Origin of the sequence: Pseudomonas granadensis (assembly GCF_900105485.1) — a bacterium.
GTDB classification, from domain to species: Bacteria; Pseudomonadota; Gammaproteobacteria; order Pseudomonadales; family Pseudomonadaceae; genus Aquipseudomonas; species Aquipseudomonas granadensis.
The window spans coordinates 3624908-3640607 of sequence record NZ_LT629778.1 but is presented as its reverse complement, the minus strand read 5'-3'; the positions used below and the strand labels follow the sequence as shown (position 1 = coordinate 3640607).

General features: G+C 58.9%; 13 protein-coding genes. 9 read left to right on the top strand and 4 right to left on the bottom strand.

The annotated features are described in order from the left end of the window. The first annotated feature begins 25 nt into the window (after window positions 1-25). The gene (locus tag BLU52_RS16030) at window positions 26-1054 is read left to right on the top strand and encodes a Fic family protein (RefSeq protein ID WP_090288597.1); all 1029 of its coding nucleotides are present in this window, start codon (window positions 26-28) and stop codon (window positions 1052-1054) included. Between the two features lie 75 nt (window positions 1055-1129). On the opposite strand, the gene BLU52_RS16025 is transcribed toward BLU52_RS16030, so the two are convergent. After that, window positions 1130-3058, bottom strand: a complete 1929-nt coding sequence (locus BLU52_RS16025) for a transglycosylase SLT domain-containing protein (RefSeq protein ID WP_090284761.1) — start codon at window positions 3056-3058, stop codon at window positions 1130-1132. A gap of 214 nt (window positions 3059-3272) precedes the next feature. On the opposite strand from BLU52_RS16025, the gene BLU52_RS16020 reads away from it, so the two are divergent. Then, a complete protein-coding gene (locus BLU52_RS16020) occupies window positions 3273-5195 on the top strand; it encodes an ATP-binding cassette domain-containing protein (protein WP_090284760.1) in 1923 nt (640 codons plus the stop codon). Window positions 5196-5368: 173 nt separating this feature from the next. Here BLU52_RS16020 and BLU52_RS16015 read toward each other — a convergent pair whose 3' ends face one another. Further along, window positions 5369-5806, bottom strand: a complete 438-nt coding sequence (locus BLU52_RS16015) for a universal stress protein (RefSeq protein WP_090284758.1) — start codon at window positions 5804-5806, stop codon at window positions 5369-5371. Window positions 5807-5908: 102 nt separating this feature from the next. On the opposite strand from BLU52_RS16015, the gene BLU52_RS16010 reads away from it, so the two are divergent. The 7 genes from BLU52_RS16010 (at window position 5909) to BLU52_RS15975 (ending at window position 14313) form a co-directional block, all read left to right on the top strand. After that, a complete protein-coding gene (locus tag BLU52_RS16010) occupies window positions 5909-6346 on the top strand; it encodes a hypothetical protein (protein WP_090284756.1) in 438 nt (145 codons plus the stop codon). Between the two features lie 527 nt (window positions 6347-6873). Then, window positions 6874-9021: a fatty acid oxidation complex subunit alpha FadB gene (gene fadB, locus BLU52_RS16000; RefSeq protein WP_090284755.1), complete on the top strand. Its 2148-nt coding sequence runs from the start codon at window positions 6874-6876 to the stop codon at window positions 9019-9021. A 29-nt stretch (window positions 9022-9050) separates the two neighbouring features. Beyond that, window positions 9051-10226 (top strand): acetyl-CoA C-acyltransferase FadA, encoded by a 1176-nt coding sequence (fadA, locus tag BLU52_RS15995; protein ID WP_007910465.1) that lies wholly within the window; start codon window positions 9051-9053, stop codon window positions 10224-10226. A gap of 93 nt (window positions 10227-10319) precedes the next feature. Further along, window positions 10320-10556, top strand: a complete 237-nt coding sequence (locus BLU52_RS15990) for a DUF1653 domain-containing protein (RefSeq protein WP_090284753.1) — start codon at window positions 10320-10322, stop codon at window positions 10554-10556. A 114-nt stretch (window positions 10557-10670) separates the two neighbouring features. Further along, window positions 10671-13304, top strand: coding sequence for a type I DNA topoisomerase (gene topA / locus BLU52_RS15985; protein ID WP_090284751.1), 2634 nt, complete (start codon window positions 10671-10673; stop codon window positions 13302-13304). A 144-nt stretch (window positions 13305-13448) separates the two neighbouring features. Beyond that, window positions 13449-13973: a DUF6586 family protein gene (locus BLU52_RS15980; protein WP_090284749.1), complete on the top strand. Its 525-nt coding sequence runs from the start codon at window positions 13449-13451 to the stop codon at window positions 13971-13973. Window positions 13974-14079: 106 nt separating this feature from the next. Continuing rightward, complete coding sequence (locus BLU52_RS15975; RefSeq protein WP_003226592.1) at window positions 14080-14313, top strand: hypothetical protein; 234 nt, start codon at window positions 14080-14082, stop codon at window positions 14311-14313. A 95-nt stretch (window positions 14314-14408) separates the two neighbouring features. Here the strand turns inward: BLU52_RS15975 and sulA are convergent, their stop codons facing one another. After that, the gene (gene sulA, locus BLU52_RS15970) at window positions 14409-14882 is read right to left on the bottom strand and encodes an SOS-induced cell division inhibitor SulA (RefSeq protein ID WP_090284746.1); all 474 of its coding nucleotides are present in this window, start codon (window positions 14880-14882) and stop codon (window positions 14409-14411) included. 11 nt (window positions 14883-14893) lie between these two features. Beyond that, window positions 14894-15502 (bottom strand): transcriptional repressor LexA, encoded by a 609-nt coding sequence (gene lexA / locus BLU52_RS15965; RefSeq protein ID WP_090284744.1) that lies wholly within the window; start codon window positions 15500-15502, stop codon window positions 14894-14896. Window positions 15503-15700: the final 198 nt, after the last annotated feature.

The window sequence follows — 15700 nt, the reverse complement described above, 5'->3', positions numbered from 1 at the left end:
CCTGTTTGAATGCCTGGATGGACAAATGAGTCGTTATCAACCGCCGTTGACTCTCACCGCCCGAATGATCGCGCTGATTGCGGATATCAGCGAACAAATCGGTCAGCTCTCGGCTGTGGACGACAACAGGCAGACGCCGCAACTGCGCCGCAGCAATCGTATTCGAACGATCCAGGCTTCTCTGGCGATTGAAAACAATACGTTGAGCATCGAGCAGGTCACCGCCGTTCTTGCAGGACGTCGAGTGCTTGGGTTGCCGAAAGAAATCCAGGAGGTGCGCAATGCTTTCGCGGCTTATGAGGCCATGCCGCAGTGGCAACCAGCCACCCGGGCCGACTTGCTTCGAGCCCATGAGTTACTGATGCAAGGGTTAATTGATGAGTGCGGACGCCTGCGTCGGGCGGGCGTAGGGATTTATCGCGGTGATCAATTGGTTCATATGGCCCCGCCGCCGAGCCGGATTTCTGCGTTGATCGACGATTTGCTGGCATGGCTAGACAAGTCGGACTGGCATCCATTGATCACCAGTTGTGTTTTTCACTATGAATTCGAATTCATCCATCCGTTTGCAGATGGAAACGGGCGAATGGGGCGGTTGTGGCAAACGTTGATACTCAGTCAGTGGCGACCGGTGCTGGCTTATCTGCCTGTTGAGGCGGTCATACGCGAGGAGCAGGATGCCTATTACGCAGCGCTGTCGGCGGCTGACCGGATGGACGAGGCCACGCCCTTCGTTGAATACATGCTGCAGGCATTGAACATTTCGCTGCGTGAGGCGATTGATTCCGAGTCGGTGACCGACCCAGTAACCGACCCAGTAACCGACCCAGTAGAGAGGCTGCTGCCGATACTCGCAAACCGATCCATGAGAACCAGCGAACTGATGGTCGAGATCGGGCTGACACATAGAGCGACTTTCAGAGCCAATTATCTCAAGCCAGCCTTGGCGGCCGGTTTGATCGAAATGTCTGACCCGGAAAATCCGAAGAGCCCGACTCAGCGATATCGCCTGACTGACCTCGGAACAGCCGCCGCCAGATCGAAACGAAAATAAGGCTTCGAGCGTTTCAACAAAAATGCCCGTATCTAACGATACGGGCATTTTTTATGACTCGGCGTCAGCTCGTTCTCACTGATCGTCGAAATACCGCTCATGCCAATCCACCAGCGGCTGTGGCGAGTTGAGCTTCTGGCCGTAAATCACTGAGTACGACAGCACGTTCTGCACGTACTGGCGGGTTTCGTCGAACGGAATGCTTTCCACCCAGACGTCGAAACTCAGGTGATCGGCGCCGCGCAGCCATTGGCGCACGCGGCCTGGGCCGGCGTTGTAGGCGGCGGAGGCGAGGACGCGGTTGCCGTTGAACTGGCTGTGCACCTGGCTCAGGTAAGCGGCGCCGAGCTGGATGTTCTTGTCCGGGTCGAGCACCTGCTGCGGCGAGGCCAGCGGGATGCTGAACTTGCGCGCGGTTTCCTTGGCGGTGCCGGGCATCAGTTGCATCAGGCCGCTGGCGCCGACGCCGGAGCGGGCGTCGTCCATGAAAGCGCTTTCCTGACGGGTGATGGCAAACACCCAGCTCGAGTGCAGGCCACGCACCTTGGCTTCGCGCACCAGCGTGTCGCGGTGGGCCATCGGGAAGCGAATGTCGAGATCGTCCCAATACTGCGCCTGGCTGATGGTGCGGATGGCCGGGAAATACCATTTCAGGTCGTAGGCGAGTTTGGCCTGGGCGACCATTTCGTCACGGTTGAAATGCCGGCTGACGTGATACCACTCGCGGCGACCGTCGACGATCTGCCCGCGAGCGTGGAATTCCAGCGCGCGACGCACGCCCGGCGTGTTGCGTACCTTGTTGATCAAGGCCTGGCTGAGCACCAGCGGCTTGTTGTTCAGCGAGTACGGCGATTGCGAGCGGTCGGCGGCGAGGAAGCCATAGAAGTCACGCTCCCGCGCAAGGTTCTTGTAAAGCGTCTGGGCTTGTGGATTCTGCGGCTGGGCCAGTTCGAGGCTGCGCGCCTGCCAGTAGCGCCAGCGGTTGGTGGTGGCCAGATCCTGCGGCAGACGTTTGGTCAGTTCATAAGCGTCATCCCAGCGGGCCAGGCGCAGCAGCAGGCGCAAGCGCCATTCGGAAACGGTGTTGTCGCGCAGCTCCGGGTCGTACTTGGTCATTACATCGAGGGCGCGGCTGTCGAAGCGGCGGGCCAGGGTCAGGCCGATTTCGCGGGCGATCGCGACTTTTTCATCACGGGAGAAATGCATGCTGCTGGCGTAACCGTCGAGCAGGGCCATGGCCTTGTCCGGGTCCTGACGGGCGAGGCGGCGCAGGCCAAGGCTGACCACGTCGGACATCGGTTCATCCGCCGGGGTAAAGCGCGACGGCTGATTGAGCAGCTCGGGTTTTTGCGCAACATCGACCAGCAAACGACCGCGCGGGGCGAGGGTGGTCAAGCCGTTGATCAGGCTGTTCGCCAGCGGATAATTACGCGCTTGCGCGGCGAGTTTGGTGCGTTCCCAGCGTTTCTGTTCGGTGAGCTGGCCGTCAGCCGCCCAAATGCCGAACAGCGCGTCACACGCCGCCGGTTGCGATTTGCCGGTCAGCCAGAGTTTTTCCGCGTTGGCGTAACCCTCGGCCTTCTTGTCGTGGCTGATCTGGTACTGCGCGTTCAGGCAGTCGAGTTCGGTGAAATTGAGTTTCGGGTCGTAATACTTGACGAAGGTTGTCCAGTCGCCGCGGTCAGCGAGCCAACGCAACCAGCGCAGTTTCATCCAGTTGGCCTGGGGTAGATCGCCGTGCTCGGCGAGAAATTTCTCGATCTCGATGTTGCTCGCCGATTTCAGGCGCGCGGTCAGCTCGTCGTAGGCCAGATACGGCTCCAGTGGATAGTCGGCCAGCGCCTGGCTGTAACGGAAATACGGGCCGGTATCGCCCTTGGCCAGTGCGCGCTTGGCTTCATCGTAATACTGGCGTTGAGTGGACAGGTCCACCGCCTGGGCGGATTGAGCGGCAGCGGCGGTGAAAAACAAACAGGACAAAACACTGAAAAGGCGACTGCGCATGAGACATCCGGGCAGAGAAATCATGACAAGTGCCGACCTCGGTCGGCACTGAATTGCCTGTAGCTTAGCCTTTTGCCAGCAAGCGGCGAAAGCTTTGCAGGGCTCACGGCACAAGTTCGCAACAAATGTTGTGCAGAGTGCTTCCACAGACAAATTGCCGGCCTGCGCGAGCGCTGATTCAGGTAGAATACGCGCCCGGTTTTTGGAGAAGCTCATGACCCTGCTCAAATTCAGCGATGTGTCCCTTGCGTTCGGCGCTATGCCGTTGTTGGACAAGGTGTCCTGGCAGATCGCCCGTGGTGAGCGGGTGTGCATCATCGGCCGCAACGGCACTGGCAAGTCCAGCATGATGAAACTGGTCAAGGGCGACCAGAAGCCCGATGACGGCTCGGTGTGGCGTGCCCCCGGTCTGAAAATCGGCGAATTGCCGCAAGAATTGCCGGTGGCCGACGAGCGGACCGTTTTCGACGTGGTTGCCGAAGGCCTCGATGGCGTCGGTGCATTGCTCGCCGAATATCATCACCTGAGCCAGAACATCGTCACCGACGCCGATCTGGACAAGCTCATGCATGTCCAGCACGACCTCGAAGCCCGCGATGGCTGGCGCTTGCAGACTTTGGTCGACAGCACCCTCAGCCGCCTGCAGCTGCCGGCCGACAAGACCCTCGCCGAATTGTCCGGCGGCTGGCGTCGTCGCGTGCTGCTGGCACAGGCGCTGGTTTCCGAGCCGGATCTGCTGCTGCTCGACGAACCGACCAACCACCTGGATATCGGGGCGATTGCCTGGCTCGAAGAAGCGCTGAAGGATTTCCAGGGCGCCGTGCTGTTCATCACGCACGACCGTTCCTTCCTGCAGAACCTTGCCACGCGCATTCTCGAACTGGACCGCGGCGGCCTGATCGACTGGAACGGCGATTACGCCAGTTTCCTCGTGCACAAAGAAGCTGCACTGGCCGCTGAAGAAACCGCCAACGCGCTGTTCGACAAGCGTCTGGCTCAGGAAGAGGTGTGGATCCGTCAGGGCATCAAGGCCCGTCGCACCCGTAACGAAGGCCGCGTACGTGCGCTGAAAGCCTTGCGTGTGGAGCGCAGCGAACGTCGCGAGCGTACCGGCAAAGCCAACATTCAGCTGGAAACCGCCGACAAGTCCGGCAAGCAGGTGATGGTCCTCGAGAATGTGAGTTTTGCTCACCCGGGCGGGCCGTTCCTGATCAAGGATTTCTCGATGGTGTTGCAGCGTGGCGACCGTATTGGTCTGCTTGGCGCCAACGGTACCGGCAAGACCACCCTGCTGAAGTTGATGCTCAGCGGTCTGCAACCGACCAGCGGCAAAGTGGAAGAGGGCACGCGCATCGATGTGGCCTATTTCGACCAGTTGCGCCATCAGCTGGATCTGGAAAAGACCGTGATCGACAACGTTGCCGAAGGCCGCGACTTCATCGATATCGATGGCCAGAGCCGGCATGTCCTGAGTTACCTCGGTGACTTCCTGTTCAGCCCGCAGCGTGCGCGCACGCCGGTCAAGGCGCTGTCGGGTGGTGAGCGTGCGCGTCTGTTGCTGGCCAAGCTGTTCAGCAAGCCGGCGAACCTGCTGGTGCTCGACGAACCGACCAACGACCTCGACGTCGAAACCCTCGAACTGCTCGAAGAAGTGCTGTTGACCTTCAACGGCACGGTCCTCATGGTCAGCCACGACCGGGCATTCCTCGACAACGTGGTCACCAGCACCCTGGTCTTCGAAGGTGAAGGCAAGGTGCGTGAATACGTCGGTGGCTATCAGGACTGGATCCGTCAGGGTGGCTCGCCACGTCTGCTGGGCGTGACCGAAAGCAAATCGGGCAAGGCTGACTTGAACTCGGCGGTGGTCACCGCTGAGCCGGCACCGGTGGCGGCGCCTGCCGCTGCGGCTCCGGTGGCGAAGAAGAAGCTCAGCTACAAGCTGCAACGTGAGCTGGAAGCCTTGCCGGGCGACATCGACGCCAAGGAACAGCAGATCGCGGCGGTCGAAGCGGAAATGGCCGAGGCCGGTTTCTATCAGCGTCCGCCGGCAGAGACGGCCAAGGTCATCGCTTCGCTGGAGCAGTTGCAGGCCGAGCTGGATGCGCTGGTAGAGCGTTGGGCCGAGCTGGATGCCTGATTGATCCGGATGTGAAAAAGCCCGGCGCTCAGTGATGAGCGCCGGGCTTTTCATATGTAAGCGCAGTTCCCATGTAGGAGTGAGCCTGCTCGCGATAGCGTCCTGTCAGCGACGAAGGTGTCGAATTCCAGGACGCTATCGCGAGCAGGCTCACTCCTGCATGGGACCGTATTTCAGCGCTTCGTCAGGTGCACCGCCAGCACATCGCACGGCGCGCCGTGCAGTACGTCGTTGGCCGTCGAGCCAAGCAACAGCGCCAGACCGTGGCGGCCATGGCTGCCCACTACGATCAGATCGCAGGTTTGCTCCTTGGCGAAGTGGTGGATTTCCTGGCGCGGCTGGCCGTAGGTCAAATGACAGTTGGCGCCCTCGAGTTCGGTGTATTTGAGCTTCAAACGCTCCAGGCGCTCCTTGGCTTGATCGAACTGCTGTTGTTGCAGTTGTGACAGATCCATCGGCACGTCGCCGCCGAACGCCATGGCCATCGGTTCGACGATGTGTACCAGCGACAGTTTGGCGCCGTTGTTGACCGAAAGCTCGCGGGCACGGTGGATGACAGGGTCGCACTCTTCGGTCAGGTCTACGGCGACCAGGATGTGGTGGTAGGGCATGAGGTGCTCTCCTGAGGTTTCAATAGTGGTAAGTATGGCTGGTTTCGAGCGCAATGGTTCCAAAGTGACACATGGCGCTCACCGAGAATGGGGAATAGAGATATGACGGTCTGGTTGGTGGTGTCAATCCTGCTGGTGGTTTTAAGTCCGCTGGCCTGGCTGCGCCCGTCGCGCGCGCAAAGCGGGCGCATCGCACTGCGCACAGAGGCGCGACGCATCGGTCTGGCCATGCAGCTGGCACCTCAGGAATGGCCGCACTGGCTGACGCAGCAGCCGCCAAACCCTTGTGCGCAATACTACCGGCCGCGCAGAAGCAATCATTCGGCCTGCTGGACGTACTGGCAGAAATCGCCGGGGGTGTGGGTCAATCAATGGCAGGAAGTCTGCGAGGACCGTGCACTGCTCGATCATTTCGAAAAATTGCCGGGCAATGTTTACAAGGTCGACGCCGACAAGCAGTTGATCGCCCTGTATTGGGGCGAGAAGGGCGACGCTGCGGTTTTGCAGGATATTGACGCAACACTGAAAGCGCTGGCATGACTTGCGGACTTTTCGCACTGCAACGGTGTGAAACGTCCGGCAGACGCGCATTAAAAAGCCCGACATGATTCATCGGGCGGGGTTGGCCAGGCAGGCCGGAAAGCTTTTTGCTGCCGGCGCGGTATCAAGCGCGCTGTGCATTTCCCTGTAGTCCCACCAGCGTAGCCCTTTAAACAAAGGCTGTGACGGATTAGGGCGACTTTTCTAAATATTGATTCTATGAATGGCTGGACATGCAGGCGCTTGTTGCAGGTCTTCGTCCTACGGAAATGACCGCAAAGTCGCATTTCAACCGGTATTTTGGGCGATTGACAATTGCCGGGAATTCCGAGAAGGTGACGTACCCAAATCAAACGGGCGTATGAATTGAGCGTTTGTCTTACAGACTGCTCCTACAGAATCCCGACTATCGCGTTGGCGGGTGTGCCGGGTGGATTGGCGTTAGCATTGACGAAAAAGCGTCCTGCCGAGCCATTCGCCTGCGTCCGACGTGTACTGTTCAGCTTCCATATCGTGGAGATCAGTTGATGATTTACGAAGGTAAAGCCATCACGGTTAAAGCTCTTGAAAGTGGCATCGTCGAATTGAAATTCGACCTCAAGGGTGAGTCCGTCAACAAGTTCAACCGTCTAACCCTGAACGAACTGCGTCAGGCCGTAGACACCATCAAGGCAGATGCTTCGATCAAGGGCGTGATCGTCAGCAGCGGCAAGGACGTGTTCATCGTCGGCGCCGACATCACCGAATTTGTCGACAACTTCAAGCTGCCGGATGCCGAGCTGGTTGCTGGCAATCTCGAAGCCAACAAGATCTTCAGCGATTTCGAAGACCTCAACGTGCCAACCGTAGCGGCCATCAACGGCATCGCCCTCGGCGGTGGTCTGGAAATGTGCCTGGCGGCTGACTATCGCGTCATGTCGACCAAAGCCAAAATCGGCCTGCCGGAAGTCAAACTGGGCATCTACCCAGGCTTCGGCGGTACCGTGCGTCTGCCGCGCCTGATCGGTGTCGACAACGCGATCGAGTGGATTGCCGCCGGCAAGGAAAACCGCCCTGAAGACGCTCTGAAAGTCAGCGCCGTCGACGCCGTGGTTGCCCCAGAGAAGTTGCAGGAAGCAGCCCTTGAGCTGATCAAGCGCGCCATCTCCGGCGAGTTCGATTACAAGGCCAAGCGTCAGCCGAAACTTGAAAAACTCAAGTTGAACGCCATTGAGCAAATGATGGCTTTCGAAACGGCCAAAGGTTTCGTGGCCGGTCAGGCTGGCCCGAACTACCCGGCGCCGGTCGAAGCGATCAAGACCATCCAGAAAGCCGCGAACTTCGGTCGTGACAAGGCGCTGGAAGTCGAAGCCGCCGGTTTCGTCAAACTGGCCAAGACCTCGGCTGCACAGAGCTTGATCGGACTGTTCCTGAACGATCAGGAACTGAAGAAAAAGGCCAAGGCCTACGACGAAATCGCCAAAGACGTGAAGCAGGCTGCCGTACTCGGCGCCGGCATCATGGGTGGCGGTATCGCCTATCAGTCGGCGTCCAAAGGCACGCCGATCCTGATGAAGGACATCAACGAGCACGGTATCGAGCAAGGCCTGGCCGAAGCCGCCAAGCTGCTGGTTGGCCGCGTCGACAAGGGCCGCATGACCGCCGCGAAAATGGCTGAAGTGCTCAACGGCATTCGTCCGACCCTGTCCTACGGTGATTTCGGTCATGTGGATCTGGTTGTCGAAGCGGTCGTCGAGAACCCGAAGGTCAAGCAAGCCGTACTGGCTGAAGTTGAAGGTCAGGTCAAAGAGGACACCATCCTCGCGTCCAACACCTCGACCATTTCCATCAGCCTGTTGGCCAAAGCCCTCAAGCGTCCGGAAAATTTCGTCGGCATGCACTTCTTCAACCCGGTGCACATGATGCCGCTGGTAGAAGTGATCCGTGGCGAGAAGTCGAGTGAGCTGGCCGTTGCCACCACCGTTGCCTACGCCAAGAAAATGGGCAAGAACCCGATCGTCGTCAACGACTGCCCGGGTTTCCTGGTCAACCGCGTGCTGTTCCCGTATTTCGGCGGTTTCGCCAAGCTGGTCAGCGCCGGTGTCGACTTCGTCCGCATCGACAAGGTCATGGAAAAATTCGGCTGGCCGATGGGCCCGGCGTACCTGATGGACGTAGTCGGCATCGACACCGGCCACCATGGTCGTGACGTGATGGCAGAAGGTTTCCCGGACCGCATGAAGGATGACCGTCGCTCGGCCATCGACGTGCTGTACGAAGCCAAGCGCCTGGGTCAGAAAAACGGCAAGGGCTTCTACGCCTACGAGGCCGACAAGAAAGGCAAGCAGAAGAAAGTTGCCGATCCGTCGGTGCTCGAAGTGCTCAAGCCGATCGTTTACGAGCAGCGCGAAGTCACCGACGAAGACATCATCAACTGGATGATGATCCCGCTGTGCCTGGAAACCGTGCGTTGCCTGGAAGACGGCATCGTTGAAACCGCCGCCGAAGCCGACATGGGACTGGTCTACGGTATCGGTTTCCCTCCATTCCGTGGCGGTGCGCTGCGCTACATCGATTCGATCGGTGTCGCCGAGTTCGTTGCCCTGGCTGACCAGTACGCTGATTTGGGCGCGCTGTACCACCCGACCGCGAAGCTGCGCGAAATGGCCAAGAACGGCCAGAGCTTCTTCGGTTAAGCGCCCCCAACTAGAGTGAGAGTGAACTTATGAGCTTGAATCCTAGAGACGTCGTGATTGTCGACTTCGGTCGTACTCCGATGGGCCGCTCCAAGGGCGGCATGCACCGCAACACCCGCGCCGAAGACATGTCGGCGCACCTGATCAGCAAATTGCTGGAACGCAACGCCAAGGTCGATCCGGCGGAAGTCGAGGACGTGATCTGGGGCTGCGTCAACCAGACTCTGGAGCAGGGCTGGAACATTGCGCGCATGGCGTCGCTGATGACCCAGATTCCGCACACCTCGGCCGGCCAGACCGTCAGCCGTCTGTGTGGCTCGTCGATGAGTGCGTTGCACACCGCCGCACAAGCGATCATGACCGGTAACGGTGACGTGTTCGTGGTCGGTGGCGTCGAGCACATGGGCCACGTAAGCATGATGCACGGTGTCGATCCGAACCCGCACATGTCGCTGTACGCGGCGAAAGCCTCGGGCATGATGGGTCTGACCGCTGAAATGCTCGGCAAAATGCACGGCATCACTCGCGAACAGCAGGACGCCTTCGGCGTGCGTTCCCACCAGTTGGCCCACAAGGCTACCGTGGAAGGCAAGTTCAAAGACGAAATCATCCCGATGCAGGGCTACGACGAGAACGGTTTCCTGAAGCTGTTCGACTACGACGAAACCATTCGTCCGGAAACCACCCTGGAAAGTCTGGCGGCGCTCAAGCCGGCCTTCAATCCGAAGGGCGGCACCGTGACTGCCGGTACTTCGTCGCAGATCACTGATGGTGCTTCGTGCATGATCGTAATGTCGGCGCAGCGTGCCCAGGACCTGGGGATCCAGCCGATGGCGGTGATCCGTTCGATGGCAGTGGCGGGTGTGGACCCGGCAATCATGGGCTATGGTCCTGTGCCGGCAACACAAAAAGCCCTGAAGCGTGCGGGCCTTGGCATCAACGATATCGACTTCTTCGAGCTCAACGAAGCTTTCGCTGCACAGGCTCTGCCAGTGCTGAAAGATCTGAAAGTACTCGACAAGATGAACGAGAAGGTTAACCTGCACGGCGGCGCGATTGCCCTGGGTCACCCGTTCGGTTGCTCCGGTGCACGTATTTCCGGCACCTTGCTGAACGTGATGAAGCAGAATAGCGGCACCTTCGGGGTGGCCACTATGTGCATTGGTCTCGGCCAAGGCATCTCCACCGTCTTCGAACGCGTTTAAGCGTCTCGTCGATGGAAGCCGGGGCCCAGTGCCCCGGTTTTTGTTTTTGGGTTTTTTATTTTATTTTGAAAAAATTTCAGTGAGGGCCGAAGCATGCCGATACAACCTGGGCTCTACCAACATTACAAAGGTCCGCAGTACCGTGTGTTCAGTATTGCGCGGCACTCCGAGACCGAAGAAGAAGTGGTCTTTTACCAAGCCCTGTATGGCGATTACGGCTTTTGGGTGCGCCCGCTGAGCATGTTTGTCGAGTCGGTCGAGGTTGACGGCGAGCAGGTGCCACGCTTTGCTTTGGTGCAAGCCGAACCGAGCCTTTTTTCCAAGGAATGAGGCGAGTGCGCAGACAACCCTGTGCTTGACCTCACCTTGTATCAACTATATATAGCGGTGCCGCGTCAGGCGCCAACCGCCTTTCACTTCTAGAATTCAGGAATTTTCTGATCCATGGGCAAATCGCTGGTCATTGTGGAATCCCCGGCTAAGGCCAAGACCATCAACAAGTATCTGGGTAACCAATACGTGGTGAAGTCGAGTATCGGCCATATCCGAGACCTGCCCACCAGCGGTTCGGCTAGCGCCAGCAAAGAGCCAGCCGCCAAGCGTGGCAAGGCTGCCGCGGGTGAAGCTCCGGTACTCACGCCGAAAGAGAAAGCGCGCAAGCAGCTGGTCTCGCGTATGGGTGTCGATCCCGAGCATGGCTGGAAGGCCCACTACGAGATCCTTCCGGGTAAAGAGAAGGTCATCGAAGAGCTGCGCCGGCTCGCCAAGGATGCTGACACCATCTATCTCGCAACCGACTTGGATCGCGAGGGGGAAGCCATTGCCTGGCACCTGCGCGAAGCCATCGGCGGTGATGACAGCCGCTACAAGCGCGTGGTGTTCAACGAAATTACCAAGAAGGCCATTCAGGAGGCCTTCTCCGAACCGGGCGAGCTGGACATCGATCGGGTCAACGCGCAGCAGGCGCGCCGCTTCCTTGACCGCGTCGTCGGCTACATGGTCTCGCCACTGCTGTGGGCGAAAATCGCCCGTGGCCTGTCCGCCGGCCGTGTGCAATCGGTTGCGGTGAAACTGGTCGTTGAGCGCGAACGGGAAATCCGTGCGTTCAACCCGGAAGAGTACTGGGAAGTGCATGCCGACCTCGGCACCACCAAGGGCTCGACCGTGCGTTTCGAAGTGGCACGCGAGAAGGGTGAAGCCTTCAAGCCGCTGAACGAAGCCCAGGCCATGGCCGCGCTGGAAAAGCTCAAGGCGTCCAGCTACAGCATCGTCAAGCGTGAAGACAAACCGACCAGCAGCAAGCCGTCGGCCCCCTTCATCACGTCCACGTTGCAACAGGCTGCGAGCAACCGCCTGGGCTTTGGCGTGAAGAAAACCATGATGATGGCCCAGCGTCTGTACGAAGCCGGCTACATCACTTACATGCGTACCGACTCGACCAACCTCTCGGCTGATGCCGTGGCGATGGCACGAACCTATATCGAAGAAGAGTTCGGCAAGAAGTACCTGCCGGAATCACCGAATGTCTACAGCAGCAAGGAAGGCGCGCAAGAGGCGCACGAAGCGATTCGGCCGTCTGACGCCAACACCATTCCGAGTAAGCTGACGGGCATGGAGCGTGACGCAGAGCGTCTCTACGAGCTGATCTGGCGCCAGTTCCTCGCTTGCCAGATGCTGCCGGCGCAATACCTGTCGACCACCGTCAGCGTCGGCGCTGGCGACTTCGAGCTGCGTGCCAAGGGTCGGATCCTGAAGTTCGATGGCTACACCCGCGTCATGCCGCAAATCGCCAAGCCTGGCGATGACGACGTTCTGCCCGACATGGCGCAGGGCGACGTGATGAAGCTGATCAAGCTCGATCCGTCGCAACACTTCACCAAGCCGCCGGCGCGTTACTCGGAAGCCAGTCTGGTCAAGGAAATGGAAAAACGTGGCATCGGTCGTCCTTCGACTTACGCTGCGATCATCTCGACCATTCAGGATCGTGGTTATGTGACTCTGCACAACCGCCGTTTCTATTCGGAAAAGATGGGCGACATCGTTACCGAGCGTCTGTCCGAAAGCTTCTCGAACCTGATGGACTACGGCTTTACCGCCGGCATGGAAGAGAACCTCGATGACGTGGCCCAAGGCGAGCGCGACTGGAAAAGCGTACTGGACGAGTTCTATGGCGACTTTAAAAAGAAACTCGAAGTAGCCGAAAACCCGGATAACGGCATGCGTGCCAACCAGCCGGTCATGACCGACATTCCGTGCACCACCTGCGGCCGTCCGATGCAGATCCGTACCGCATCGACCGGTGTGTTCCTCGGTTGCTCGGGTTACAGCCTGCCGCCGAAAGAGCGTTGCAAGGCCACCGTCAATCTGGTGCCGGGCGACGAGATCGCTGCGGACGACGAAGGTGAGTCCGAGTCGCTGGTCCTGCGCGGCAAGCATCGCTGCCCGATCTGCAGCACGGCGATGGATGCCTACCTGCTCGACGAGAAGCGCAAGCTGCACATCTGCGGTAACAACCCGGATTGTGCCGGCTACGAAATCGAAGAAGGCAGCTACCGGATCAAGGGCTACGAAGGTCCGAGCCTGGAATGCGACAAGTGCGGCAGCGAGATGCAGCTCAAGACCGGCCGTTTCGGCAAGTTCTTCGGTTGCACCAACCCGACTTGCAAGAACACCCGCAAATTGCTGAAAAGCGGTGATGCGGCGCCACCGAAGATGGACCCGGTGAAGATGCCTGAGCTGAAATGCGAAAAGGTCAACGACACCTACATCCTGCGTGACGGCGCATCCGGTCTGTTCCTGGCGGCCAGTCAGTTCCCGAAAAACCGCGAGACCCGTGCTCCGTTGGTGATCGAGATTCTGCCGCACAAGGACGAGATCGATCCAAAGTATCATTTCCTCTGCGAAGCACCTCAGAAGGATCCTGATGGCCTGCCAGCGGTGATCCGCTACAGCCGCAAGACCAAGGAGCAATATGTGCAGACCGAAGTCGACGGCAAGCCGACCGGTTGGAAAGCGTATTACGACGGTGGCAAGTGGACGGTGGAAGACAAGCGCAGCGCGAAGGCCAAGGCTGAGTAAGCGTTAGTCCGGCACTGAAAAGGCCGCATGTGAACCCTAGGGTTTTCATGCGGCCTTTTTGTTTTGTGCTTGCGGTCGGATCGGCTGATCCATGACACTGTCCGGCCTGTGTGAAGCAATTATTTCGTCGTGGAGGCTGCCGTCATGGCTCACGAACTCTATACCCGCACCAACCAGAAGATCTATTTCGCCGGCCTGTCGCTGGAAGCTCTGGCTCGCGCCGAGGAAGGGCGGGCAATGAATTCGCTGGCGCTGATTCAGGCCGGGCGTGAATCAACGCTCTTTCACCTCTACGGTGCCTTGCTGGGGCTTTGCCATGAGATCGCGGGTTTCTATCGCCTGCCGCAGGCCAGTGCGCCGCGCGCTGAAATGTTGCTGACTCCTGAAGTGCTGGAGTCGATTGCGATTCCGGAGCTGGCGGAAATGGTCGAGCTGGCGGGTAATCCGGAAACCTGGCTGGCAAAATTGCTCGCAGCGCACTCGGCTTTGTTTCAGCCACCGCGAGTGCCGCACAAACTCAAGGGCGACGTCACGCAGCCATTGATTCAGATGATCAATCTGGATGAAGAGCAGGCGCCGGAGGAATTGAATCGTGAGGAGCTGGAGAGCTGGCGGCAGAATCTGAAAGGCTTGGCCATTCGTTTTCGCGAGGGCCTGAATGAATGCTGAGAGCGATTGACGCGGTGGCAATCTGAAACATGCTACTGGTCAAGATCCTGAGCGAAGCCCGAATGATGTCTATATAATGCCTGCCTTTCGTGGAGAACAGACTTTTATGCCAACGTCCTTTCTAGAAATTGTCGAGTTACCAGATGGCCGAATCGAACTGCGCAGAGCTGAGGACGAAGGTTCTTTGGTGACACTGGATTTCTCCGAGGATGCCAAAGCGTTCCTGCAGGGTCAGCATGTCGAAATCGCCAAGGCGATGTTGAGCGTCGGCGTGCAAATGGCCGGCCGCATGGTCGAAGGCGAGTTTGATAAGGAAGAAGGGCCGCGGGTTCTTCATTGATCCTGGCCTGTTTTCATCATCAGGCATTACCGCTTCAGATCGGCTTCTCTGTCCATGGAGAAGCCCTGCGCTTCACACAGCGCGTGTTACAGCCGTCAACCCAATCGAATATTCAAGCTCTGAGCATCGCCTGTACGGGCGGCGCTGATCAATTGTTGGCGCAAACTGGCGTTCAGCGGATTGAGCCAGGTCACGACAGTGTGGCTGCGACCCAGCCGCAACGCTTCGCACGCCAGTTGCTGAGCGCTTTGCGCACCCCGCGGTTGCAATAGCAGTATGCGTTCGCGGTTCAGGCCGGCGTCCCGCAGCCAGGTTTGGGTCAGGCTGGCGGGTGGCGCGATCAGCGTCAGCCAGCGCGCATCCTGATCTTCGCTGAGTTCGCGAAGGATCGGAGCGAGCAGGTTCAGGCAGTTCCCGGCAGCACCACGCAGTGACAGCTCGCTGAATACTTCAGGTTCGGCAGTCCATGGGCGCTCGACCACGTCTTTCAGGATCGGCGCCAACGGTTGCGCAAGAAACGCTTCGAACAAAGGCAGTTGGGTTTGCTGAGGGGTATGTGGGAACTGCATAAAGCCTCCTATTAGCGGCGGATGACGCCGACACTCAAGCCTTCGATCACCAGTTCCTGATCCTTCAGGTCGACTTCGATGGGGGCGAACTCAGGGTTTTCGGCAATCAGCCAGACCTTGCTGCCTTCACGCTTGAAGCGTTTGACCGTCACTTCATCGCCGATACGGGCCACGACGACCTGACCGTTGCGTGCTTCGCGCGTGGTGTGGACTGCCAGCAGGTCACCGTCGAAAATGCCGATGTCCTTCATGCTCATGCCGTGGACGCGTAAAAGGTAGTCGGCACGGGGATGGAAGAAGGCCGGATTGATATTGCATGATTCTTCGATGTGCTGCTGGGCCAGAATCGGCGCACCGGCGGCGACCCGGCCAATGATCGGCAGGGTGGAGTCGTCGGGTTTGGCTTCGAAGCCGGGAATGCGGATCCCGCGAGAAGCGCCTGGCGTCATCTCGATGGCGCCTTTGCGGGCCAGCGCCTTGAGGTGTTCTTCAGCGGCATTGGGCGATTTGAAGCCCAGCTCCTGAGCGATTTCCGCGCGGGTTGGCGGATAGCCGTTGTCTTCGAGGCAGCGTTTGATAAAGGCCAGAATCTCGGCTTGGCGTGGCGTCAGCTTTAGCATAATGATCGCTCTGTCTTTTTATACAGTGACTGGGATTATATACAGTGAAACGATCTTGGCAATCGCCGTTTTTCGGCACGCCGCCAGACGGTCGACAGGCACGCTTTTTAAAGCGCCGGGCTTGTGTGGTTAAATAGCTGACCGACCATTCCCAAAACGAACCGGCAGGCTTGACATTGCATAGGCTGAAACGTATGT